The organism is Vibrio sp. RE86 (assembly GCF_013114545.1).
Taxonomy (GTDB): Bacteria; Pseudomonadota; Gammaproteobacteria; order Enterobacterales; family Vibrionaceae; genus Vibrio.
Genome location: NZ_VTXI01000007.1, coordinates 54830 through 79064, shown reverse-complemented (window position 1 = coordinate 79064; position 24235 = coordinate 54830). Strand labels below are relative to the sequence as shown.

Sequence of the window (24235 nt, the reverse complement as noted above, 5' to 3'; positions counted from 1 at the left end):
TTTAACGGTTACTTAAACAGCATCAATTAACTCTGGAAGTAGCTGGAAAAGATCCCCGACTAACCCATAATCCGCTACCTCAAAAATAGGCGCATCTGGGTCGCTATTGATGGCGACAATCACACTCGAATCCTTCATACCAGCAAGGTGTTGGATTGCACCTGAAATACCGATCGCGATATACAATCTTGGCGCCACGATCTTGCCTGTCTGACCGACTTGCAGATCGTTAGTGACAAATCCCGCATCGACCGCCGCGCGTGACGCCCCTATCGCTCCACCAAGCTTATCGGCAAGCTGTTCGACTAAAGCAAAGTTCTCTTTGCTGCCGAGTCCACGCCCCCCTGAAATCACCACATCCGCATTCGCCAGCTCCGGTCGTTCACTCTTAACCTGTTCACGACTGACTAACTGAGTGTTGTCGGCATTAAATAACGAATCAACCTGAACCTCTTGTACCGTTTGGTTCTCACTCAAAATGGCTCTTTCAAAGGCAGTAGAACGCACCGTCATGACTTTAATTGGATCATGACTTTGCACTTTGGCTAGCGCGTTTCCGGCATAAATTGGGCGAACGATGGTATCTAACGACTCAATAGCAACGATGTCAGATAGCATCCCTACGTTGAGCAGTGCTGCAACTCTTGGCATGAGATCTTTACCGAAAGTAGACGCTGGAGCCAACACGTGACTGTAACCTTGGGCGCATGAGGATATAAGCTGCGCGCAGTTCTCCGCCAGTTGACTGTCGTAAACTGCGTCAGCAGCGACCAGTAGTCCATTGATCAAGCCACATCCCTTTAATTGGGTTGCAATTTGTTGCCATTCACTCCCCATGATTAAAACGTCAATCGACGCAGCGTTACTCTGGTCAGAGAGCTCTTTCGCCGCCGTCAGTGTAGAGAGGGTCTCAACCGCTAGTGTCCCAGAATCATGCTGTGCAATGACCAGTATTTTAGTTTCACTCATGCCCCTTCCCTCTACTCAATCACTTTTGCTTCATTGCGAAGCTTATTTACGAGTTCTGAAACGTTCTCGACCTTAACGCCTGCTTGTCGAGTTGGTGGAGCAAACACCTCTAAGATCGTTTGAGTCGGCTCCAAATCAACACCCAAACTTGACGCTGCAACGACCTCCATTGGTTTTTTCTTCGCTTTCATAATGTTAGGTAGCGACGCATATCGAGGTTCGTTGAGCCTTAGATCAGTACTGATAACAGCAGGTAACGTCAACTGGAGCGTCTCAAGACCGCCATCCACTTCGCGAGTCACTATCGCTTTCTGCTCTTGCACTTCAATGTTTGACGCAAATGACGCCTGCGGCCAGTCCAATACTGCAGCCAACATTTGACTGACCTGATTATTGTCATTATCGATTGACTGCTTACCTAACAGAACTAAATCAGCGCCTTGCTCTATCGCGACAGCTTTCAACAACTTTGCCACGGCCAAGGGCTGACACTCTTGTTCTGCTTCGACATGTATCGCTCTGTCTGCCCCTAATGCTAAAGCGCCACGAAGCTGCTCTTGGCAAACTGACGACCCAATAGAAGTAGCAATCACTTCACTGACGACGCCCGCTTCACGCATTCTTATCGCCTCTTCAACCGCTATTTCACAGAAAGGGTTGATGGTCATTTTAACGTGATCTGTCTCTACACCACTGTTATCAGGTTTAATCCGTATCTTGGTGTAAGGGTCAATCACACGCTTAATCGCTACTAGTACTTTCATCACTCGCTCCTAGAAACAAGGTCTTTTTTTGAGCTTAGTAAAGTTTACGTTTACGTCAACTGTAACTATAGTTATCTCATATTCTTCTTACGTAGAGGACGTTAAGATGGAACGAGAAAGCATGGATTTTGATGTCGTGATCGTCGGTGCAGGCCCCGCAGGACTCAGCGCGGCATGCAGACTGGCGCAGTTGTCGAAAGAGCATCAACAATCCGTTTCCATCTGTGTCGTCGAGAAAGCACCAGAAGTCGGAGCGCATATTCTGTCTGGCGCGATATTTGAGACTCGTGCACTTGATGAGTTGTTTCCTGACTGGAAAACGCGACAAGCCCCTGTTACAACCGCAGTCACTCAAGATAACTTTCTCTACCTAACGACCAAACAAAATCATATTTCCATCCCTCATTTTCTAACCCCCAACGCGATGCGTAACAACGACAGTCACTACGTGATTAGCTTGGGTAACCTGTGCCGCTGGTTAGCAGAGCAAGCTGAGCAGCTCGGCGTTGAGATATTTCCTGGGTTTCCGGCAAGTCAGATCGGTTATGACGATTGTGGCAACGTCACTGGAATTATCACCGCTGATATGGGACTCGATAAACACGGCGCACCTAAAGAGAGCTTTCAAGCAGGCATACAGCTCAATGGCAAAGTGACGATCTTCGCTGAGGGTGCCCGAGGCCACTTAGGTAAACAGCTCGTGAAACATTTCGATTTAGACCAAGAATCACAACCTCAACACTACGCGCTTGGTATCAAAGAGATGTGGAAACTGCCTGATAACCATCCAACCTACCAACCGGGAACCGTTGTGCATTCAGCGGGCTGGCCACTCAGTGAGTCTTCCGCGACAGGGGGTGGCTTTCTCTATCATCTCGAAGAGAACATGGTCGCTGTCGGATTGATAACAGACTTGAATTACCACAATCCCTATTTAAGCCCTTTCGAAGAGTTTCAGCGCTTGAAGCATCACCCTGCTTTTAGTGAAGTATTGAAAGGCGCAGAAAGGATTGCCTATGGAGCGAGAGCCATAGCCAAAGGTGGGCTGCTCTCATTGCCTAAGCAACAGTTCCCGGGCGGTCTTTTGATTGGTTGTGATGCGGGAACACTCAACCCAGCCAAAATTAAGGGCAGTCACACTGCGATGAAGTCGGGTATGCTTGCCGCAGAGGCTACGTTTGAAGCACTGGCAAACAACTTCACTGAACCTGACTATGACTCACTGTTTGCGAGCTCATGGCTCTACCAAGAACTCAAGCTGCACCAAAACTTTCCTGCTGCCATCCATAATTACGGCTCGCTGATTGGCGGGGCGCTCTCTGTGTTTGAGCAAAATGTTTGGCAGCGGTTCACTGATAGCTCTGTGCCTTGGACTTTACGAGACCCGCAAGCGGACTATGTGGCGCTGCATGCCAAATCACGTTGCCAGCCAATCCATTACGAGAAGCCTGATGGTGTGCTGAGTTTTGACAAAACCTCTTCGGTTTATTTGTCTTCCACGTATCACGAAGAGAATCAGCCCTGTCACCTTATTCTTACCGACGCTTCGTTGCCAATAACTCACCATCAGACCTTGTTTGATGAACCAAGCCAACGATACTGCCCTGCGGGTGTTTATGAAGTGATCGAACTAGATGGAAAACGCCAATTTCAAATTAACGCCGCGAATTGCCTTCACTGCAAAACTTGTGACATAAAAGATCCGTCACAGAACATTACCTGGATGCCCCCTGAGGGCGGAGGCCCAAGTTATCAGAATATGTGACTTTAAAATCGTTCAATTTTAAACCAGCTTATTATTTAACCACTCTCAGCCAGAACAATCACCTAGCGTTTAGTGTGGTGTATGACGGCTGTTTATTGCTACCTAAAAACAACATAAAAATACACTTCTTTAACATCTTAAAATAATTCCGCTTTTCGATAAAAAAGAGATTCCAATCACATTTAGATTGGTTATAATTCGCGCCCATTGCGCTTTATGTTGATAAACGCAAACTTAATTTGAAAAAATCGCCACTAACCCATCCTCTTTTTTAGAGGACAAACGAGAAGAAAAATGAGCAAGATTGATAAAGCAATGCGCATCCTTCTAGCAGGATTCAGTATCAACCTTTGTCTTGGCATCCTGTATGCTTGGAGTGTATTCAACAAAGCACTAGTCACCGAACAAGGTTGGAGTGCAGCTGAAGCATCTGCACCTTACGCAACTGCAACTATCACATTCTCTATCTGTCTTCTTGTTGCAGGTATCCTTCAGGACCGTATGGGTCCTCGCATGATCCTTATCCTTGGTACTGCTCTAACGGGTATCGGCATGATCGCATCTGGTTTTGCGACATCACCACTAATGCTAAACATCACGTTTGGTATGGTTGCGGGTGCTGGTATCGGTTTTGGTTACGCTTGTCTTTCTCCTTCTGCAATGAAGTGGTTCCACCCTTCGAAGAAAGGTATGGTAAACGGTCTAATCGCAGCGGGCTTTGGTCTTGCAGCTATTTACCTAGCACCTCTTACATCAATGCTTATCGAAAGCATGGGCATCCAAACAAGCTTTAAGATCCTAGGTGCTGGTGTACTAGCAATCGCGGTTCCTCTAGCTGCTACAATCACTAACCCACCAGCAGGTTACACGCCAGCTGAACCTAAGGTTAAAGAAGGTCAAGCACCTAAAGCAGTTAAGAAATCTGAAGACCTAACTTGGAAAGTAATGCTGAAAACTCCTCAGTTCTACTCTCTATGGATCATGTACGCATTTGCTGCTTCTGTTGGTCTAATGATCATCGGTAACATCACAACAATCGCAAGCGTTCAAGCGAACCTACCAAACGCGGTTTACCTAGCGTCTATCCTAGCGGTATTCAACTCAGGCGGTCGTGTTGCAGCAGGTATGCTTGCAGACAAAATCGGTGGTGTACGTACTCTTCTTCTAGCGTTCGTTCTACAAGGCATCAACATGGCTCTGTTCGCGACGTTCAAAACAGAATTCACACTAATCATCGGTACTGCAATTGCAGCGGTTGGTTACGGTACTCTACTAGCGGTATTCCCAACTCTGACTGCTGAGTTCTACGGTCTGAAAAACTACGGTACTAACTACGGCGTGCTATACACGGCATGGGGTATTGGTGGTGCTATCGGTACAGCAATTGTTGGTTTCTCAATGACAGCTGGCGAAGGTTACGGCCTAGCGTACACAGTATCAGCAGCAATGATGGCAGTATGTATTGTCCTAGCATTCGTAACTAAGCCTCTTTCAGAAGCAAAAGTTGCTGAACTAAAGAACGCATAACATGTATGTTCTAGCGTAAATCTTTTAAAAGGCTTAACCTTGTGGTTAAGCCTTTTTTGTATGTGTCATTCATGGAAAACCCTGTCGAACTCGCCCCTGATTACTATCTAGATAACTTTAATAAGCTCACCCAACACACTGTTGATTGGTACTCAGACTTTCTCACCGAGCAAGAGCAGCAGTGGCTTACAACGTTCTCTGCGCTGTCTCACGATGCACAGTGTCTGCTTGTGCGCCTATTCTCTCGCAAAGGCCACTGGTTTCGTTCCGATAAACTTGCTTACCAAGAGATTGGCGATCTTTCCGCGGCACTCAAAGAGCTCGACCAACAGGGGTTGATTGCCCTTAACTCAAGGATTTCGCATCGGCAACTGGCTGAAACGCTCCTCACTAAGGTTGAGCTTTGTTCGCTGTTTTCGGTTCCTAACCGCTCGCAGCGGAAAGAACAATTGGTGAATGAACTCACTGAGTCAACTTTCGAGCACTTTGAAGAACTCAATTTCAACGTTATTGAATTACTCAACCCGCATATTATCGACCTACTGCTCACGCTGTTTTTTGCCAACACGCATCAGGATTTGAGCCAATTCGTGTTAGATGATCTCGGCTTACATAAATTCGAATCGTATCAACTGAGTAAAACACGGCGCTTCTTCACTTCTCGCCAGCAAGTATCACAGCTACTGACACTGACCGATATTCATCGCCGTTACCTAGATTCAAATAGGAAAAATGGTGATCAGTTAATTGAATTGCTAGAACAGATTCCAACAGATATCGAGCACTCATATGTTGATCGTCGGCGTCAGCATTTGATCAATGACATCGCCCGAGATCTTGAGCGCCTCTGTTTGTATCAAGAAAGCATCCGATGGTTTAGAACCACAAAGCTGCCACCAGCCAGAGAACGGCTTGCGCGGATCTATGACAAACTTGATGACACAAGCAAGATGAGTGACAACGTCACTGAAATGTTATCTCACCCTATCGACCTAGCCGAGTATGAAGTGGCTGTGAAGTTGGAACAGCGATTAAAACGCAAGCTAGGAGCCCGAGTTCCTAGACAAGTGAAGCCTAAGTTGCAGGAATACCATCTGGATCTCGACCTCTCCGCTCAGCGAGTTGAACTGGCGGTTAAAGCGCATTTCGAGAAACAGGGGTATCAAGTCTTCTATAGTGAAAACACACTACTCAACGGTTTGTTTGGCCTTGCTTTCTGGGATGTGGTGTTCGCTCCCGTAGAAGGCGCTTTCATTAACCAGTACCAACATCGCCCATTGGATCTTTACCACTCAGATTTCAAGCAGAAGCGAATCCAAGCCATCAATGATGTCTTTAATTCAATCGCGACAAACGGCTTAGCAGGTCTCATCGATACCTATCGTAGAAAATGGGGCACAAGTAACCCGTTTGTTCAGTGGTCCTATCTCAGTGAAGAGTTACTCGTAGCAGCGATTACACACTTCCCTGCTTCACTTATCACTGAGCTATTCAAAGTGATGTTGACCGACTTAAAACTGTATAGAAATGGCATGCCTGATCTGATTTTGTTCAAAGACGGCCAGTACCAATGGGTTGAGGTAAAAGGGCCTGGCGACAAACTGCAAGATAACCAGTGGCGGTGGATAAATAGATTTATTGAGTTAGACGTCAACTTTAAGATCTGCTTTGTACGTGCTGTTTAAATCAATGTAACAGTTGCATTAGTCCAACTCATAGATTGAGCTATTTATCATTTATTACAGTCATATTTACAATATTATATTTAACTATACAAAGAACGGTAAACAAACGATATTCTCTATGTATGCCATCCCTTAAAGGATTTATATGTTTAGATTTCGTCCAAGTATGCTGTTTTTCTGGTGTCGGATACTTATCGCAACCAGTTTGCTCGCACTTTTAGTGATGTTTAGCTATAAGTTTTACTCAGCTAAAGAACAAGCAATTTTCCAAAGTAAGCATCAAATTTATACCGCCCAAGACCTTGTTAATACCCGGCTTACAACATGGATACTGGCACTGGATGCCATTGCAGATGCCTCAGGACAAATCGACGAGGCTCAAGTACTGACTAAACTAGATAAATTCGCCGCTGCTGCGTCTGAGATTAAAGCAACAGGTGTCTATCACACCCAGTCAAACACACTGCACTTATCGAACAACTCGAATCAAAACTTTGCCAATACTCGACCAGTTTCGTGGCACACGCAGTATTCTCAAGGGGTCACTTACCGAGTTTCAGAACCGTTTTTAACTGACAACCAAAAATGGATGGTGTCTCTACAAATAGAGCTGCCTGAATCAAATTCAATCACTTATTTGGAGGTGACTTTCTGCCCAAGTCGTTTTTTTGATAAAAGCCTGACCAGCAGTATTCTTGATTCGGGGTACCTGTTCATCACCGACATTAACAGCCGACAACTCGTCTTTCACCCTGACTCTTCGCGTGTTGGCACACAATCTATATCAGTATCTTCAGATACGATTCGCGGGATATTGAAAGGAAAACACGACGGCATCATCAACTATCAATATGATTCTCATCTGAAGTTCGCCAATTACTCCTACGACACCGTGACAGGTTGGGTGTATCTTGCCGGAACCAATCAATCTGACGTCATGAAATACAGTTTTGAGTTTGGTTATGTCAGTTTAATGTTGATCTTATTGCTTGGTTTTACTTCAGGCCGTTTCTATCTGCATAGCCGATTAAAGAAACGATTACATAGCACCTCATTGCCATTATCGACTAAAGCCTTTGTTCCGTTCATCAAGCCTGTCGTAGAAGACTACTGCAATGCTCGTAGGATTCACGTTATTAGTTACGAAGCGACAAGCGATAGCTATTTTTTAAAATCAACGGAGTTTAACGGTAGGAAGAACCTAAAACTGACACGAAAAGAGCTCGAAAGTTACTTTTTGACTTATAAACCTTCGTACCAGAAGACACAGTCTACCAACTGCTTACTCTATGAGACTCTTCAAATAGAGAGTGGTTACTTTGTCTCCCCTCTTTCGAGCCACGGTAACGTTGGAGGCGTGATCTTCATTGAGTGCAGTTCGATCTTTAAGACGGCCGTTTCAATGCTGTGCAGCTACTTTAACTACATCCATGAGAATCTCACTCTCACTGAGCAGATTTCGACAACAGATCCTGCAACAAAGCTGTTTAATCGTAATCATTTAAGAACCAAGATCAGGGAGTCAATCCTCACTGAAACCACGAGCTACCTAGCGTTTCTCGATTTAGATCACTTTAAACGTGTCAATGACACCTATGGTCACCTAACTGGTGATGAAGTCATTGCAAGGACGAGTCAGCTAATACGCCAGTGCTTCGCCCATCAACCAGCAATTTGCGCACGATATGGTGGAGAAGAGTTTTGCGTCCTATATCAATCATCCGATCTCTCAAAATTTATGGAGCGGCTAGAAGAGTTAAGAACCTCCCTAGAACAAGAAAAGATCATGACATCAACGAATGTTGAACTCTCAGTGACTGTTAGCATTGGTGTATCTAAGCTCACAACGAACCTAGATCAAACGCTCGATTATGCCGATCAAGCCCTGTATAAAGCCAAGCAGTCAGGTAGAAACCAAATTCATCTTTTTCAACCAAATGAGCAAGCAAACTTATAAATTACTCTATATTTTGTAACAATTACCCGCTATAGATTGAAAGCAACAATCCTTTTATTGATAATGACAACTATTATCAATAAAAGGATTTTTCTATGTTGGAAAGTAGCTACGGCCCCGCGTACTTCGAGCACAGAGAAGTAACAACCTCATCCGGCTCAGTTGCCCCTAATATTTTACTGGTTGAAGATGATGCTTTACTCAACCACCAACTGACCGCTTTGCTCAAAAGCCATGACCATCAAGTGACTAACCTTGAGTGCGGAGCCAAAGCGCTTGAGGTACTGAGTGAACAAAGGTTTGATTTAATCATTCTTGATATCAACCTCCCTGAGGTGGACGGATTTGGCCTACTCAATTACGTTCGTGCTCATTCTGATACCCCCGTCATTATGCTGACCGCTTACGGTGCTGAAGAACATCGAATTCGCGGTTTGCGTTATGGTGCCGACGACTACATCAGCAAGCCATGTAATTTTGAAGAAGTCAGCCTGCGTATCGAAGCCATTCTTCGTCGTACCGGCTTTAATCCAATCGCCGCCTCTAACCGATTCTTAGAACATCATGAGCTCAAACTCGATCGCCACGAGTATGAGGTGACGGTCAATGGTGGCGTCAAAGTCACTCTAACCCCAATCCAATTCAAACTCCTTTGGACATTGGTGCAGAACTTTGGCTCTGTGCAAAGTAAACCTTACCTGTACCAGATGGTTTTAGAGCGTGAATTCAGCCCCTACGACCGCAGCCTTGATATGCATTTAAGTCGAATCCGCAAAAGCTTAGTGAATTTAGGTGTCCCACAAGACCGAATTCAAACAATTCATGGTAAGGGGTACTTAGTTCGATGAAAAAACTGCTTTTTTGGCGTCTGTTTGTTGTTCTATCGCTTGGCGGTGTGATCTTTTTCTCTTTGCTACACAGTGCGGCCATTCTATCCAACGAGAAGATGAGCTACATCGATGAGGCTCATCAACAAGAGATTTTAGATTGGGGAGCCCATGTTCAAGATCTGCTCTCTCAAGGCAAATATGACGAGATGAATAACTGGCTTAATCAACTGGCTATCGATGAAGATACGTGGGCTACCGTCGTTCGCTCGCAAATTGACGTCATCAGTGGCAACCCTCTCAATAAACGATTTTGGGATGGGTATGGTATCGGTCGAAATGTCGCGTGGAAGATCCACTTATACTTCCCCGAAAACCCAATAATGGAAGTCGCGCTTACCCCTTCTAATCATCACTTTTTGGTCAAACTTCCTGCTCGAATGAGGCCGGGCACGTATATGTCGCACGCTTTTTGGTTTTTCAGAGTCATTCTGCCCTTTAGCGCCCTGCTCGCACTCACTGTCTACCTCTATCGGTATGTCATGAAGCCTCTGCATCACTTTCACCGAGCAACGAAAGAGTTCAGTCAAGGTAACTATGACGCGCGCATCAGTGAACATTTAACCTTGGGTAACGATGAGTTTAGCCAAGTGGCGAAAACATTCGACACCATGGCGGAACGCACCGCTAACGTCATTGCGCATAATCGAAATCTCATTGCGGAAATGTCCCACGAGATTCGTACACCTTTAGCCCGAATAGAAATGGCGACAGACTGTGTTGAAAGCCAGATAGACACAAGATCAATGGTGCAGCGGATTCGAACTGAAGTGGCGGCAATGCGCCAAATGGCCGAAGACACATTGACCCTTGCGTGGTTAGAAAATGAAAGGCCGAAGCTCGCCAATGAATCTTTTGATTTAGCGGAACTTATCGATGCCATACTAGAAGATGCGCAGTTTGAGTACCCTGACCGAAGCATTGATGTTCACTTGCCCGAAACACTCATACTAACCAATTCAAATCAGCGAGCACTTGCACAAGCTATCGAGAATATTGTTCGCAATGGGCTGCGCTATACCCCCAAAGGCAAGTCGCTAGCCATCACTGCATTACAAACAAGCAGTAGCGTCAAACTGATCATTTCAGATACTGGCCCAGGGTTGGATCCTACAAAGACTCAAACCATCTTCAGACCGTTCTTTAAAGCCGACAACCAAGTTGGTTCGCGGAAAGGCTTTGGTGTCGGACTAGCACTGGCTAAACGTCACATTGAAGCCGTCAAAGGGTCGATCACCGCACAAAATAACCCAGGACGTGGATTAGATATGATCATACGACTTCCGATTTAGTTTTCTCATATTTAAGCGATGCAATGAATAGAGCTGCTGATTATGCGGCTCTATTAGTTTTATGAATAAGAACCATTTGTAACAGTTGTAAAACTGATTTACTCAGCAACCAACAAACACCAAAATCCACAACCGATAATAATTCTCATTAATATTGGAGATTTCGGTCATATGGATACCGTTTTTAAGTTAAGCCCCATCGCACTCTTTCTTGTTACTAATGCTGCAATTGCCGCTCAAGACTCTCACGAAGCCGCGCACTCTCATGAAACCATGGAAGTACTTGGCCACCAAATGGTAGGGATCGATGCGAGCATTACTGCCGACGATCTTGAAAAGAAACAGGCGCAGGATCTCAATGACATTTTCCGTGACAATGCGGAAGTGAGTGTTGGCGGATCAGCGGGTATTTCGCAAAAGATCTACGTGCGTGGTTTAGAAGATACTATGCTCAACATCTCTATTGATGGTGCCGAACAATCCGGCAACCTGTTCCACCACCAAGGTCGCCTCTCTATCGAGCCAGAGCTTCTAAAACAAGTTGATGTGTCAGCAGGTGCGGGCCGCGCGACCAATGGCCCTGGTGCATTAGGCGGTGCCATCCAGTTCAAGACTAAAGACGCGCACGACCTACTTGCACCAGGCGATAAATTTGGTGCGCAAGTCAAAGGCGGTTACTACACCAACAATAACGGCTATAAAGTCTCTACCAGCCTATACGGTGAAGTGACTGAAGGGCTTGGTTTACTCGCCTCATTTGGCTACATCGACGGTGACAACATTGAAGATGGCAACGGTGAAGAGCAGCTTTATACAGCACTAGAGCAGCAAGTTGCCCTACTTAAGTTGTCTGGCGATTTGAACGATCGTAACTACATCTCATTGAGCTATGACTATCGCAGCGATGACGGCACTCGACTTAATCGCCCTCACTTCCAACCAAGTTTTAAAAATGAACCTTTAGAGCAAGAGGCCGATCGTCAAACCATCACAGCGAATCATCATTTTGCTGGTAGTGATGTCGTTAATATTGATACGACGCTTTACACAACAGCGAACCGAATTGCACATTTAGATCATCCACGTTGGGGAACCAGTGATGGTACGATTGATACAGTTGGCGCTAAGATTTTCAATACCGCCCAGTTAGGACAACACACACTGATCCTTGGTGCTGACTACAAAGATGATGAAGCTAAGTTCGACAATAGCTCATCGGGCTCCCCTACGGTGACGGAAGACGGCACTGTCTATGGTATTTATGTTCAAGACGATTGGCAGCTTTCTGAAGATCTCCTGCTCAGCGCAGGTGCTCGCTACGATTGGTATGAACTCAAAGACAACCTGAATCAAGATTTCGAATCGAGTGGCTTTAGCCCCAATATTGGCATCAACTACCAAGTGGTTAACGGCCTTGAGCTATTCGCTAGCTATGCGGAAGCATTTCGTGGTCAACAAACCAAAGAACTGTTCATCTTAGACTATGCTGCGAACGCCGTAGACAGAGGCCCTGAGCGAGCGAAAAACACTGAGTTCGGTGCTAAGTATAGCAATCATGACCTCTACGCTGGTATCACGCTATTTGACAGTAAAATAGAAGATGTTGTCGGCTATGATGGCACGGCTTACACCAACGTTGGTGAACTGACCAATAAAGGTATCACCGCCTACGTAGGCTATTCAATCGAGTCCATTAGTGCGCGCTTAAGCTACAACCAATCTCGTCCAGAAATTAATGGCACGCCTTTGAGTGATGACACCATGAAACTGGGTACGTCAATCGGGGATACATGGGTGCTAGACGTCAACTACATTGCTAGCGATGAACTGGAGTTTGGCTGGAATGCTCGATTTGTTGAGCGCCTGACCGACGTTGCTGACCCGACCGTTCACCCAGAGAAACCAGGCTATGGCGTACATGACATTTACGCACAATGGGTTCCGCTTACAGAGCAGGATCTAGCGTTAACCCTGTCAGTGAAAAACCTATTTGATAAATACTACTTCGACCATGCTTCATACATGGAGTACATCGGTAGTCCAGTCGCTCAAGGTTATGCAAGTGCAGGCCGTGATGTGCGATTCAATGTTAGCTACGCATTCTAAGAGAAGGAGTCATCATGTTATCTAAATTGAACCGAATGATGTTAGCCCTTGCTCTCTTGACCATGAGCGCAGTTACAACAGCACAAAGCATCACAGTAGAGCACCCACTGGGCAAAACCACATTAGAAACCAACCCTGAACGCGTCATTGTTCTCGGCATGGATACACTTGATGTGTTAGACAGCCTGAACATCGAACCAATTGGGGTCGTGAAAGCTCCTATGCCTCAATACTTGAACAAATACCAAGATGATAAATACGTTTCGGTTGGTTCACTGTTTGAGCCTGATTTCGAAACCATTTATTCGCTGAAACCAGACTTAATCATCGCGAGTAATCGTAGCTCTACCTCTTATGAAGAGTTGTCAAAAATAGCCCCAACGGTCGTGTTTATGGCTGATGCGAAAAACTACTGGGAAACCACTCAATCGGCTTGGCGCATGGTTGGCGAGATTTTTGAGAAGCAAGACCACATTGAAAAAGTGATCAAGCATCAACAAAAGCAGATCGATGCCATCGCCGCTTTCACCGAGGCAAATAAACCACAAGTGATGATGGTGATGACCAACGGTGGAAAGGTGGCGACTTTTGGGGAGAATTCACGCTACAGCGCAATTTACAACCTATTTGGTTTTAAGGCCGCAAAATCAAATCAAGAGAATAAAAATCATGGTGACTTGATCAGTTTCGAGTACATTGCCGAGGTCAATCCGGAGCATATTCTGATCTTAGATAGAGACCAAGCGATTGGCCGCCCGTCTGGTGAGGCATTTGAAAAGCTCGATAACCCAATTATTGCGACAACCAAAGCGGCGAAAGCAGGCAGTATTCACTACCTCAACCCAACCGCTTGGTACATCTCTGCTAGCGGGATTAAAGCGACTCAATTTATTATTGATGATTTAAAAGGCGTGACCCAATAAAACCACATTATCGCTGCTCAAGTGGCATTACTTATGATGTAGCTTTGAGCGGGCAATAAATCGGTTAGGGTCTACGAAACGATTGAAAGCTGGGTGGGTCGGTGTATAGCCGGTCATCCAGTTTCCTTTACCTGAACGAGGGTAATCTTCCGGGTTACCCAACCTCATAGAGAAGTGCAAATGGGGAATCGCTCCAATTCCATAGCCTTCATCCGTATCAGCGATGTAACCAATCAACTCCCCTTTCTTTACTTCAACACCTCGCTCTACTAACCACCTACGAGCAGATACATGGCCATAGAGAGAGTAAATGCCATGATCAGCATGATTTACGACGACCAGACCACCATAAGCATCATTGTGACCCGAGAAATAGACAGTTCCATCCGCGACGGCATAAACTTCATCACCGGGCAATGCATAGTAGTCAGCTGCCGTATGATAGAGATTCGCAAACCGTTTCACTTTACCAAACTCTGCGTAGTCTTGAATCAGTCCCGATTTTTTCATCGGCAACTCATACGCTTCATCCGTTTTGGCAATGACTTCCGCTATCTCAGGCTCCATACGATCATTTTCTGCTTGATGCTGCGCGCTTTTTCTTTGAGCATCCCATTTAGCCCAAGCTAACGTGAGAACGACAATGACAACCGTACCGAGAACTTTCCCTTTTGCCTGCATGACTGCTCCTTAGAAATGGGTCGCTAGGATTACCCTCTCACGCTATGCACTTGCTTTAATAAATCAAGTAAACCCGAGTTTAGATGCGAGACGGATAGCAGTAAAATCATGTTCTGAATGGTGTTTTATTTTCTAAACGGCTATTCTTTCAATGCAATGATAAGACTATAAAAAATGAGCTATTACATTATGAACTTACGCACCTTTTTTATGTTGGTGATCGTGACAATGTTTGCAGGTTGTGCCACTTATGCGGGGCTGAACTATGATCAGCTTTTTGGCGAAGCAAACGTTCAGCAGCGAACAACCGATATCGACAGCATCGAAAACGACTTTTTCTTAACGGAAGTTAAGCCGATCATCGATAATCGATGTGTCGTTTGTCACGCCTGTTACGATGCACCCTGTCAGTTAAAAATGTCTTCCGTTGAAGGTATCGACCGTGGCTCAAGTAAAGAGTTGATTTATCAAGGCACGCGCTTGACCGCTGCTACGCCGCACCGCTTGTTTGAAGATGCTCAAACCACCCAAGAGTGGCGTGAACTTGGCTTTAGCCCTGTTCTCAACGAACGTATTCAAACGCCGACAGCGAACCTAGAAGCGGGCTTGATTGCACGTATGCTGATGCAAAAAGAGTCTCATCCTCTGCCTGATCAAAAACAGCTTGAAGGGTTTGATTTTGCGGTCGATCGCAGTCAAGTTTGTCCAACAATTGAAGAGTACGACCAATATCTCCAAGATTACCCGACTTGGGGGATGCCTTACGGAATGCCAAATCTTGATGCGGGTGAATATTCTACTCTGATCAGCTGGCTTCAAGACGGCGCAAAAATGAATGCCCCGCTCCCACTAACGGTGGAACAATTAGATCTGGTTGAGCAATACGAAACGTTACTCAACAAGAGCCCTCGTAAAGTGCAGCTCACCGCTCGCTACATCTATGAGCACCTGTTTTTATCACATCTATACTTCTCGGAATTAAATGAAGCCACACCGCGTTTCTTCACGTTAGTGCGTTCAAGCACGCCTCCTGGGCAGCCAGTTAAACGTATCTCGACACGCAGACCTTACGATGATCCAGGCGTCGATCGTGTCTACTACCGTTTAATTCCAGAGCAAGGCACCATTGTGGATAAAACACACATGCCATTTGCTCTAAACGAAGAGCGCATGAATAACTGGAAAGCTTGGTTTATTGACGCTGACTACACGGTCGCCAAACTGCCAAGCTACAAACCAGAAGTCGCTGCCAACCCAATGACTGCTTTCATTGAGCTACCAGTCAAAGCGCGTTTCAATTTTATGTTGGATAATGCGCAGAACACCATTATGGCCTACATTAAAGGCCCTGTTTGTCGTGGCCAGCTAGCACTCAATGTGATCAATGATCGCTTCTGGGTCTTCTTCATCGATCCTGAAACATCAGACATTCCCGAAGTTAACGAGTTTTACCGCTCGCAAGCGGACAACTTAAAGCTGCCAGGCGAACTTGAGAGTAACACGCTTCCTGTCTCAAACTGGGTCTCTTACTCTCGTCAGCAAGCCCGTTACCTAGAAGCTAAATCAGAGTTCATCAATAAATGGTTTGAGGGCGGCAAATACCTCACTACCGACGTCCTTTGGACAGGTAATGGCACCAACCCGAATGCGGCACTGACTGTGTTTAGGCACTTTGATAGTGCATCCGTGGTACAAGGTATGGTAGGTAAACCGCCTAAAACAGCTTGGATTCTCGATTACGCGCTTTTGGAACGTATTCACTACTTGTTGGTCGCGGGCTTTGATGTTTACGGTAACTTTGGTCACCAGTTAATTACCCGAATGTTCATGGACTTTTTACGCTTAGAAGGTGAAACTAACTTTATCGCTCTTCTGCCAGAAGATGTTCGTCATATCGAACATTCAAGTTGGTACCAAGACCAGAGCAAACAGCTTAGTGACTTCTTACAACGTAACGTTAAGCCGTTTGATCAACCAACCCAAGTGCCTTACCAAACGGATGATCCTAAGTCAGAGCTTTATGACATTATAAAAACTCAGATGGCTCCGATTTTAAACAACCGCTTTAAGATAGAACAGACAGGATTCAGTGCAGAAAATGAGGCGATACTTCGCAGCATCGATGACATTAAGGGCGAAGGTCTGATCTATGTACCTCAGATCATGATGCTTATGATTGAATCAAAGCAAGGTGAAGACCAACTGTTTACTCTACTTCACAACAACGCTCACACCAATATCTCTAGCTTGTTTGATGAAGAGAGCAATCGAGATCCTCAAAATGATGACCTTACCTTAGTACGTGGAGTGATCGGCAGCTACCCTGCTGCGTACCTATCTCTAACCGAAGATCAGGTACCGCAGTTGGTCGAAATGTTGAAAAATATTCGAACTGAAACGGACTACGTTAAGTTGTTGGATACCTTTGCGATTCGTCGTAGCTCTGATGAGTTTTGGCCTTTCAGCGACCGTGTTCACGCTTGGTATCAAGAAAATCAACCTATCGAATTTGGTTTGCTTGACTACAATAGATTTGAGAATAGGTAGAACCGTTAAACTGCGTAGGCAACGCATACGGAGGACACACTATGGGTATCAACGATAGCATCAAAGCCTTAGAACAACAGATTTACGTCGCGTGTTCAGAAGGTGACTATGACACGGTCAAAATGCTAGAGCATCAACTGGATAGTTTGCGAACCAAAGCGGAACACCCGTTTAATGACGATCCATACGCTCCAGAAGGAAAGCTTTTTCCTGAAGATGATTGGTACTAGCTGTAGCCTTTCATGCTCCCATCAAAAACAAAAAGAGCCTCAATTGAGGCTCTTTTTTTGTCACATTATGATTCTGTTTCTTCAAGCGTTTTGAAAAGTAACACCTTATTATCTGAGTAACGGTACAGATATGGGTACGGTGATGTCATCATCGCTTCTACGTCACGCTTAAATTTATCAGGGTCAGCTTCATACATTTTCTGTAAGGTCGAACTCATCCAGCCGTAGTAAGGAACATAACGGTAAAAATGGCTTTGGTCCTCGTATGTCGCCATCATTTCATCAGACACTGAATATACAAGGTAACGCTTTGCTTGTGGTACTCCTTCAATGAAATCAATCTCACCTTCTACAATCTTCTTGAAATAGTTCGGTTTGTGCTTCGCAACAAAACAATGATCTAACTCGTCCTCAACGAAAGTAGTATCAGGATTAAATTCAGGCGACTGTCGAAACTCAACACATTCTGGTTTGCTCAAGTCCATCGCACTAACACTGGTGTTGCGCACATTGAGAAAGTCTTGTTCAAACTCAAAAATTTCCGCTTGAGGATACTTTTGCTTCATCATTGTTTTCAAGCGATCTAAGTCTTCACGATAAATAGAGTCGTAAGTGACATCATCGGCTATAGGCTCAATAGCAATATTGTGCTGACGCTTGTAAGGATAAGGGAGTTTATCTGTAGTTTGAGTACCGAAGAAGAAGGTTGCGATGTCTAGGTTTGATGCCAAATTGCCTATTAACATGACCGCTGTACCAGTAGTGCTGATCATGTTTTTAGTCGCAACTTTATCGTAGTAATCTTCCGCTAGAACGTCGGCATTACCTAAGCTAGTAGGCTCACGCTCCATGTAAACATACATGATCTGCATCGCTTGGCTGTACTGGTCGTAGTTATCATGTTGATAGATATCAAGTTCTGATGCCTGTTTGGTGTTATCCACCATCGCATCTCTATCGTGCCTCACCGAACAACCAGTAAGTAAGAACGCAGCCAATGTAACTGCAAATATTGTTTTTTTCATTCCTAGCACCACTAACTCTATAAAATCAGTAATTATTTGGCGTATGCCATTTTTTAAGTATGAGATTCTAAAAAAAACAACTTAGCATTTAAAGGGGTTAAGTGTTTGAAGCGTGAAATAACCCAGATGAATAATTAATAAAGTAAAGTTAAAAACAAAAACTAGGAGAATGACCAATTTAACTCATTTACTAAAATTAGAAATTCACAACGCACGAAATGAGATAAACGCTATCCGTGAACATCAAAGGCAACAGCCCTTTACCGGAAATTGCACATCGTTTACGTTTATTTACATTATACAGCCTACTATACGCCTCAATAATCAAATTGGCACAACATATTGATCTATTGGGCTTAATTACTACACTTAAGCTTCATACTTACTCTTGGGTTTTTATTAATGATGACTATAAATAAGCAAGTATTTGCTCTTTCGCCTATCGCTTTGTTGCTCGCTGGCTGCTCTCTATCCTCCGAACCAACGGTTAGCGGAGAAATCAGTGATTACAAAGGTTCAGCTAGCATCACACAAGGTCTTGCAAAAACAGTCGAAGACAACCTTTTTGAATGTGCGAACGGTCGAAGCCGTATTGCGGGAGTAGGTGAAATTGCTGACGCTGATGGAAAGGTATGGACAGTTCCCGCCAATAACCATTTCACCACAGCGCCAAAAGCGGTCGATCTTTATGAAGGATGCGCCAATATCACGCCTAATAGTATTGCCGATGTCGCTCAAGAGTCAGTGCCAGTTGCCGTTATTGATGAAGATGGTGAAGAAGTCACGGGTTACATCTTTGCTGACAACTATTTCGAGCTATATATTAATGGTCAGCTCATCGCGGTAGACACTGTTCCTTTCACGCCATTTAACTCTAGTATCGTAAAATTCAAAGTGAACAAGCCTTATACTATTGCTGTAAAGGTCATTGACTGGGAAGAAAACCTAGGTCTGGGTACAGAAGATAACCGTGGTAAGGCATTCCACCCAGGTGATGGCGGTTTTATCGCAAGCTTTAGCGATGGCACGGTCACAAGCTCAGACTGGCAAGCACAGACATTTTATACTGCGCCAATCTATGATTTGAGCTGCTTGAATGAAGTTGATGGTAAGCGTTTATCAGAAGACTGCACGACTGAAGGTACAGACAACGGTGAAAATGCCTATGCCGCTCACTGGGAGACCCCACTTAACTGGATGGAACAAGACTTCAATGCAGCCTCATGGCCGAAAGCGACGGAGTACTCAGAAGATGAAATAGGTGTGAACAACAAAAAATCTTACATGAACTTCATTGAAAAATTCAGTGGTGCCGGAGCAAGCTTCATATGGTCAACAAACGTTGTGTTGGATAATGAAGTTTTACTGAGATACGAAGTTAAGTAGCGATAACTTCTCACCTCAAAAGTAGTTATGCCTCATCCAAAGGGCGAGCATTTGTGTACAGGCTTTATATCGAAACTCGTAATATAAAGCCTTGTATTGCCGATTTATTCAGTTAGCTCTCTTTGATGGTCGCCCTACCGATGGTTCTGAACATCGTAACTGATCAACTTGTTTACGTTCTTCAGCTGTACTCCAACCTTACTGAACGCCTTTTGGATAGTTACGGGTACATGCTGTGGGCCGTCACCCGTTAAGAAGCTTGCCCTGTCTTGGTTGGTGTCGAATACGCAGATGATCTTCAAGCTCTGTGGATAGTCTGAATGTTTAACAGTGTGGGTCACCCAAAGGAAACCATCGTAGCCTTTTAATGTATCTTCGCACACGTCAGTTAACACTTCTCTAATTTGGTTTTCTATTTTCTTATCTGATTTACGCATTAAGCTAATTCTCTAGGACAATATTGTCTTAAACGATATTGGGGATTATGACTGCTTCAAATACAAAGTAACATGAAGAACTAGCCCCTACGTAACTTGGGTTCGTAGGGGCTAGGCTCATCTTAATTACAGAACACGCTTCATCTCTGCATAGTTGCCATTGGTTTTAAGGATAACCATAACGGTTTTATCGTTACGGTTACGGAAAAACCAACCGTGGTTTCCGGTGAACGCCGCTACCAATTCACCTTCATCATTCGGAACTCCTCGACCTTTTTCGTAGCTAATCGAGTTTCCATTGCCTTGTAGACGACAGATAACCCGATAATGGCATCGATAATGTAACTGTTAATGCCAATGTTGAAGTACACATCAAGCAGCATGGTAGACGAATGCCCCAATGCGAAAAGGCTCACATACCAAAAGGTATAGTAAGCATGAATGGCAAGCTTTCCTGACCTTGCCCTTCAATATACATCCAAATCAATGTCAAAAGAGGGTGGCAGTGTGTGACTCGCTCTCATAACTCATTTTTGGACAAAAACGTTTTATAGATTTTGCTTAATTAGCACCCAGTGCAAATTCATATGAAGACTGAATTATGGACTTAATGGTTTCTAGTTCCTCTTCTGAACGTGGCGAAAAAACCATAATCAAGCCAGGCGCTAAGATACCCTTGGTAACAAGAAAATGGTTTTCCCCCCATCCTTTTTCGATCACTTCATTCGCATCTTCAATATTCAGCTTCAGGTGCATACTGCCACTATCTGGGTGAGGATGAATATGTGCAAACTCACGACCAATCATGAAAGCTTCGTGGTTGCATTCTGAATTTGAGTGCATGACTAAAGCTCTAGCTCCCGGTACAGAGATTCCACTTGCTTCATTAAGAACATTCGAGAGTGAAAAACAGAAGTCGTGTAGTTTCTCGACGACATCATCTGGGCCATGTTGATTAAGCTGCGAGTGAGGTATGTGTTGAGTTGTCATCGGCTTTTCACCACTTCTTTGTGGCAGTTGTAATAGTTGAGTCATTTTTCCACCTTTACTTATTGAACGAATCTAGAGTAGCTGCTAGTTTCGCTGGAGGGTTAGTATGTTTTTGCAAAGGAGGTTTGCATGAACGCAAATTGTATTGAATGGAGTGATATACCGTTCGTTCTTTCTGTATGTGAATCAGGAAGTTTGACCAAAGCAGCGAGACAAATGAATGTTAATCACTCAACGGTATTTAGACGAATTGAGGCTGTGGAACAAAGGCTGGGGGTAAAGCTCTTTGATCGCCTTACTACTGGGTATGTGATGACTAATGATGGAGAAATATTTTATAAACTCGCTTTGAAGCTTCGAAATAATTTTAATGAGATACAAATAGAGCTGAGCGGAAAAAATTCTCGTTTAGAAGGCGCTTTAACGGTTGCGACAACTGACTCTTTATTAAATCGGTATATGCCTGTTTTTATAGATTTCCAAAGATCTTTTCCCGACATCGAATTACATCTTAAGTCAGATCCAATACCTGCGAATATTACTCAAGGAGAAGCCGATATAGTTCTTAGGCCTACTAACTCCCCTCCGGAGCACTTGATTGGACGAAGCATTGGAGAAATATCCTGTGCGGTGTATGCGCATAAAACCTATTGGGAATCGGTGAAAACTCGGCCTAAAAAATCAAGATTATGGGTGACGCTGGATGATGACCTAAAACACTCACCAATGGCTAAAATTACCTTAAAAGTAAAACCAGAAGATGCACCGACGAGAGTGGTTAACACAGTTATGGGAGTAGTAAACTATGTAAAGTGTGGTCATGGTCTGGCTGTACTACCCACATATCTAGGTGATAGTTATTCTGAGCTAGAAAAAATTTATGAACCCGAAAATAATCATAACTGGGGAATATGGTTGCTTGCTCATCCAAACTTACATAAAAATGCACGCATCCATGCTTTTTTTGATTTTGTCTCACAACGAGTAAAGAATCGGAATGAGTCAGCTAGCGACAACACGAAATTAAGTTAATTTGAAGATGGCAGCTCTAGCCAACAGTCACGTTGCTAACACACATTGGACAGAGCTGAGCCACATAAGTCTTGCTGGCATAGGAGTGGGTAACTTAATCTTGATTGGCTTAAGCTAACACCTTTGTATGAGCCTATTTTTTGTTCGACAACGCTACCGCGGATACCGCAACTAAAATCAAACTCGCCGCTGCATAGTCCCTTAGTTCAATCACCTCCCCCATGATCCCAGCACCAATAGCAAGAGCAACAATAGGTGGAATATAGGTCACTGAAGAAGCCGTCAACGCTCCCAATTTTTCAATAATAAAGTAGTAGCAAAGGTATGCGATACCTGTGCCTAGCAAGCCTAAACCAAATACCGTTGCTGCCAGAGAAATACCAGAGCTTGCAATAGCTTCGACCCCAGTAAAATCAGTCGCCAATAGTAAAATGATCAAGCCAGAGCCTAGCTGATAGGTAGTGAGAGCCAGTGGCGAGAGCTGCAATGGAGTAATAAAGCGCTTCGCATAGACAAATGAAAAGCCGACACTCATCGCACCCATGACCATAAAACCCGCTCCGAGCATGGTATCTGAGCCAAGCTCTGAGCTAAATGGGCGTGCCAAAATCAAAATACCAGCAAAACCTAGTAGCGTTCCCACTACCTTACTGCGAGTAATCTTCTCTTCTTTTAGGAACAGCGCAGCGGCAAAAATTGAAAACAAAGGGATCGCACCACTGATCGCTCCAGCAATACCGGATGTCAGCAGTGATGTACCCTTAGCAAAACCAAAGTAGTAGATAACCGTTGCCAATAGCCCCATGGCTAGAAAGTGGTGAACGTGTCGAATGTGTTTAATACTAAGTGCCTGTTTAAAATAGGCAAACGCCGCTATTGGGACAAAGCCAAATAACACCCGCAAGAAAACAATTTGCATTGGGGTAATCAATTCAGCCGCCAGCTTCATAAACACAAAGTTACTTCCCCAAACTAAGCCAACAAAACCAAATGCGAACGCAGCACGATAATCTTTCACAACAGACATACTTCGACAACTAACAAAATGAATAACGGGCTCTATTTTGTTCCATCTCTATATTTATGTAAAATGATGACTCATAACATCAGGTATCAATTTTTATGATAGCTAAGACAGGTAATTATGGACTTTAAAAAATTAAGAACCTTCCAGTGCGCAGCCCAGACTCTTAATTTCAGCGAGGCTTCCAATCAGCTTGGTTATGTGCAATCTGCGGTGACTAACCAGATAAAAGCACTTGAGAATGAGTTGAGCACCCAGTTATTTGAGCGCAATGGTCGTGGCGTGGCGCTAACAAATGCAGGCGAACAACTGCTGCACTATACACAAAAGTTGTTTTCCATCAGAGAAGAGGCTCGCTCGGTGATTACTCAAGTTGAGACCCATGAACCGATTAAGATTAGCGGCCATGAAACCATCATCACTTATTACTTACCTAAATTGCTTGAGGCTTACTGCAAGCTCCACCCTGCCACTCGTTTTGTTATTCAGCCAACACCAGTATCAAGCCTTAAAAGCGAGGTGCTAGCGGACTCCATCGACCTTGCGTTTATTCTTGAAAAACCATTTCACCGTCAAGGGCTAGCGGTTCATACCTATCAAGCCGAAGAGATTGTGTTGGTTTGCTCCCCTACTCATTCACTAGCCAGTAAGCAAAGATTGAGTGTGGATGATTTAGCCGATGAACACCTATTGCTGACAGAAAAAGGCTGCTGTTACCGCCACCAGTTTGAGCATCATTTGATTGAAGCGGGCGTGCTGAAAACCTCAAACGTGAGTGAGTTTATAAGCATTGAGACCATTAAGCAGTGCGCAAAACTCGGTATTGGGATTGCCGCGTTAAGTCGCGCGTCAGTAAAAAGAGAGCTAGAAACTGGTGAGTTAATAGTACTAGAGCCAAAGGGAATGGCACTTAGCTCTAATATCCACTGCGCCTACCATTCCAAGCAGGTGCGTGCATCACAAGTAGAAACGTTTATTGAGTTTTGTTTGTCGTATCAGTTTAATTAA

At 44.4% G+C, this 24235-nt stretch carries 20 protein-coding genes and 1 pseudogene; 13 read left to right on the top strand and 8 right to left on the bottom strand.

Translation table 11 applies throughout. The features are described 5' to 3' along the window. Positions 1 to 12 precede the first annotated feature (12 nt). On the bottom strand, positions 13 to 969 hold the full coding sequence (locus F0231_RS08980) for an electron transfer flavoprotein subunit alpha/FixB family protein (RefSeq protein WP_171759388.1): 957 nt from the start codon (positions 967 to 969) through the stop codon (positions 13 to 15). An 11-nt stretch (positions 970 to 980) separates the two neighbouring features. Continuing rightward, entirely contained in the window at positions 981 to 1733 is a 753-nt protein-coding gene (locus F0231_RS08975) for an electron transfer flavoprotein subunit beta/FixA family protein (protein ID WP_171759387.1), read from the bottom strand. Positions 1734 to 1839: 106 nt separating this feature from the next. On the opposite strand from F0231_RS08975, the gene F0231_RS08970 reads away from it, so the two are divergent. The 8 genes from F0231_RS08970 (at position 1840) to F0231_RS08935 (ending at position 13875) form a co-directional block, all read left to right on the top strand. Then, positions 1840 to 3498, top strand: coding sequence for an electron transfer flavoprotein-ubiquinone oxidoreductase (locus tag F0231_RS08970; protein WP_171759386.1), 1659 nt, complete (start codon positions 1840 to 1842; stop codon positions 3496 to 3498). A gap of 294 nt (positions 3499 to 3792) precedes the next feature. Further along, a complete protein-coding gene (locus F0231_RS08965) occupies positions 3793 to 5025 on the top strand; it encodes an OFA family MFS transporter (RefSeq protein ID WP_171759385.1) in 1233 nt (410 codons plus the stop codon). Between the two features lie 71 nt (positions 5026 to 5096). Further along, entirely contained in the window at positions 5097 to 6710 is a 1614-nt protein-coding gene (locus tag F0231_RS08960; RefSeq protein WP_171759384.1) for a VRR-NUC domain-containing protein, read from the top strand. Positions 6711 to 6855: 145 nt separating this feature from the next. Beyond that, positions 6856 to 8667 (top strand): diguanylate cyclase, encoded by a 1812-nt coding sequence (locus F0231_RS08955; RefSeq protein ID WP_171759383.1) that lies wholly within the window; start codon positions 6856 to 6858, stop codon positions 8665 to 8667. Positions 8668 to 8762: 95 nt separating this feature from the next. Then, on the top strand, positions 8763 to 9515 hold the full coding sequence (locus F0231_RS08950; RefSeq protein ID WP_171759382.1) for a response regulator transcription factor: 753 nt from the start codon (positions 8763 to 8765) through the stop codon (positions 9513 to 9515). Beyond that, a complete protein-coding gene (locus F0231_RS08945; RefSeq protein WP_171759381.1) occupies positions 9512 to 10846 on the top strand; it encodes a sensor histidine kinase in 1335 nt (444 codons plus the stop codon). The genes F0231_RS08950 and F0231_RS08945 overlap by 4 nt, the downstream gene beginning before the upstream one ends. A 171-nt stretch (positions 10847 to 11017) precedes the next feature. Then, positions 11018 to 12952, top strand: a complete 1935-nt coding sequence (locus tag F0231_RS08940) for a TonB-dependent receptor (protein WP_171759380.1) — start codon at positions 11018 to 11020, stop codon at positions 12950 to 12952. 14 nt (positions 12953 to 12966) lie between these two features. After that, positions 12967 to 13875: a siderophore ABC transporter substrate-binding protein gene (locus F0231_RS08935; protein ID WP_171759379.1), complete on the top strand. Its 909-nt coding sequence runs from the start codon at positions 12967 to 12969 to the stop codon at positions 13873 to 13875. 27 nt (positions 13876 to 13902) lie between these two features. On the opposite strand, the gene F0231_RS08930 is transcribed toward F0231_RS08935, so the two are convergent. Further along, entirely contained in the window at positions 13903 to 14556 is a 654-nt protein-coding gene (locus F0231_RS08930; RefSeq protein WP_171759378.1) for a M23 family metallopeptidase, read from the bottom strand. 189 nt (positions 14557 to 14745) lie between these two features. Here F0231_RS08930 and F0231_RS08925 point away from each other — a divergent pair, with 189 nt between their 5' ends. After that, a complete protein-coding gene (locus tag F0231_RS08925) occupies positions 14746 to 17103 on the top strand; it encodes a fatty acid cis/trans isomerase (RefSeq protein WP_171759377.1) in 2358 nt (785 codons plus the stop codon). Between the two features lie 41 nt (positions 17104 to 17144). Then, the gene (locus F0231_RS08920; protein WP_171759376.1) at positions 17145 to 17333 is read left to right on the top strand and encodes a hypothetical protein; all 189 of its coding nucleotides are present in this window, start codon (positions 17145 to 17147) and stop codon (positions 17331 to 17333) included. A gap of 65 nt (positions 17334 to 17398) precedes the next feature. On the opposite strand, the gene F0231_RS08915 is transcribed toward F0231_RS08920, so the two are convergent. After that, the gene (locus F0231_RS08915; protein WP_253825761.1) at positions 17399 to 18358 is read right to left on the bottom strand and encodes a hypothetical protein; all 960 of its coding nucleotides are present in this window, start codon (positions 18356 to 18358) and stop codon (positions 17399 to 17401) included. Between the two features lie 405 nt (positions 18359 to 18763). Between F0231_RS08915 and F0231_RS08910 the strand changes: the two genes are divergently transcribed. Beyond that, positions 18764 to 19744, top strand: coding sequence for a hypothetical protein (locus F0231_RS08910; protein ID WP_171759493.1), 981 nt, complete (start codon positions 18764 to 18766; stop codon positions 19742 to 19744). Positions 19745 to 19878: 134 nt separating this feature from the next. Here the strand turns inward: F0231_RS08910 and F0231_RS08905 are convergent, their stop codons facing one another. From F0231_RS08905 to F0231_RS08895, 3 genes and pseudogenes are all read right to left on the bottom strand, one after another. Then, positions 19879 to 20181, bottom strand: a complete 303-nt coding sequence (locus tag F0231_RS08905; protein WP_171759375.1) for a Fis family transcriptional regulator — start codon at positions 20179 to 20181, stop codon at positions 19879 to 19881. 293 nt (positions 20182 to 20474) lie between these two features. Beyond that, positions 20475 to 20600, bottom strand: a pseudogene (locus tag F0231_RS08900) (HupE/UreJ family protein); the annotation flags it as partial. A gap of 142 nt (positions 20601 to 20742) precedes the next feature. Beyond that, the gene (locus F0231_RS08895; RefSeq protein WP_171759374.1) at positions 20743 to 21216 is read right to left on the bottom strand and encodes a luciferase family protein; all 474 of its coding nucleotides are present in this window, start codon (positions 21214 to 21216) and stop codon (positions 20743 to 20745) included. Between the two features lie 84 nt (positions 21217 to 21300). Here F0231_RS08895 and F0231_RS08890 point away from each other — a divergent pair, with 84 nt between their 5' ends. After that, positions 21301 to 22203, top strand: a complete 903-nt coding sequence (locus F0231_RS08890) for a LysR family transcriptional regulator (RefSeq protein WP_171759373.1) — start codon at positions 21301 to 21303, stop codon at positions 22201 to 22203. A gap of 133 nt (positions 22204 to 22336) precedes the next feature. On the opposite strand, the gene F0231_RS08885 is transcribed toward F0231_RS08890, so the two are convergent. Beyond that, positions 22337 to 23230, bottom strand: coding sequence for a DMT family transporter (locus tag F0231_RS08885; protein WP_171759372.1), 894 nt, complete (start codon positions 23228 to 23230; stop codon positions 22337 to 22339). A 117-nt stretch (positions 23231 to 23347) separates the two neighbouring features. Between F0231_RS08885 and F0231_RS08880 the strand changes: the two genes are divergently transcribed. Further along, complete coding sequence (locus tag F0231_RS08880) at positions 23348 to 24235, top strand: LysR family transcriptional regulator (protein ID WP_171759371.1); 888 nt, start codon at positions 23348 to 23350, stop codon at positions 24233 to 24235.

What these genes read in the sequence shown, in the direction of transcription:
- F0231_RS08980 (WP_171759388.1), bottom strand. Translation starts at nt 969, where the DNA reads ATGAGTGAAACTAAAATACTGGTCATTGCACAGCATGATTCTGGGACA.
- F0231_RS08975 (WP_171759387.1), bottom strand. Translation starts at nt 1,733, where the DNA reads ATGAAAGTACTAGTAGCGATTAAGCGTGTGATTGACCCTTACACCAAG.
- F0231_RS08970 (WP_171759386.1), top strand. Translation starts at nt 1,840, where the DNA reads ATGGAACGAGAAAGCATGGATTTTGATGTCGTGATCGTCGGTGCAGGC.
- F0231_RS08965 (WP_171759385.1), top strand. Translation starts at nt 3,793, where the DNA reads ATGAGCAAGATTGATAAAGCAATGCGCATCCTTCTAGCAGGATTCAGT.
- F0231_RS08960 (WP_171759384.1), top strand. Translation starts at nt 5,097, where the DNA reads ATGGAAAACCCTGTCGAACTCGCCCCTGATTACTATCTAGATAACTTT.
- F0231_RS08955 (WP_171759383.1), top strand. Translation starts at nt 6,856, where the DNA reads ATGTTTAGATTTCGTCCAAGTATGCTGTTTTTCTGGTGTCGGATACTT.
- F0231_RS08950 (WP_171759382.1), top strand. Translation starts at nt 8,763, where the DNA reads ATGTTGGAAAGTAGCTACGGCCCCGCGTACTTCGAGCACAGAGAAGTA.
- F0231_RS08945 (WP_171759381.1), top strand. Translation starts at nt 9,512, where the DNA reads ATGAAAAAACTGCTTTTTTGGCGTCTGTTTGTTGTTCTATCGCTTGGC.
- F0231_RS08940 (WP_171759380.1), top strand. Translation starts at nt 11,018, where the DNA reads ATGGATACCGTTTTTAAGTTAAGCCCCATCGCACTCTTTCTTGTTACT.
- F0231_RS08935 (WP_171759379.1), top strand. Translation starts at nt 12,967, where the DNA reads ATGTTATCTAAATTGAACCGAATGATGTTAGCCCTTGCTCTCTTGACC.
- F0231_RS08930 (WP_171759378.1), bottom strand. Translation starts at nt 14,556, where the DNA reads ATGCAGGCAAAAGGGAAAGTTCTCGGTACGGTTGTCATTGTCGTTCTC.
- F0231_RS08925 (WP_171759377.1), top strand. Translation starts at nt 14,746, where the DNA reads ATGAACTTACGCACCTTTTTTATGTTGGTGATCGTGACAATGTTTGCA.
- F0231_RS08920 (WP_171759376.1), top strand. Translation starts at nt 17,145, where the DNA reads ATGGGTATCAACGATAGCATCAAAGCCTTAGAACAACAGATTTACGTC.
- F0231_RS08915 (WP_253825761.1), bottom strand. Translation starts at nt 18,358, where the DNA reads ATGAAAAAAACAATATTTGCAGTTACATTGGCTGCGTTCTTACTTACT.
- F0231_RS08910 (WP_171759493.1), top strand. Translation starts at nt 18,764, where the DNA reads ATGACTATAAATAAGCAAGTATTTGCTCTTTCGCCTATCGCTTTGTTG.
- F0231_RS08905 (WP_171759375.1), bottom strand. Translation starts at nt 20,181, where the DNA reads ATGCGTAAATCAGATAAGAAAATAGAAAACCAAATTAGAGAAGTGTTA.
- F0231_RS08895 (WP_171759374.1), bottom strand. Translation starts at nt 21,216, where the DNA reads ATGACTCAACTATTACAACTGCCACAAAGAAGTGGTGAAAAGCCGATG.
- F0231_RS08890 (WP_171759373.1), top strand. Translation starts at nt 21,301, where the DNA reads ATGAACGCAAATTGTATTGAATGGAGTGATATACCGTTCGTTCTTTCT.
- F0231_RS08885 (WP_171759372.1), bottom strand. Translation starts at nt 23,230, where the DNA reads ATGTCTGTTGTGAAAGATTATCGTGCTGCGTTCGCATTTGGTTTTGTT.
- F0231_RS08880 (WP_171759371.1), top strand. Translation starts at nt 23,348, where the DNA reads ATGGACTTTAAAAAATTAAGAACCTTCCAGTGCGCAGCCCAGACTCTT.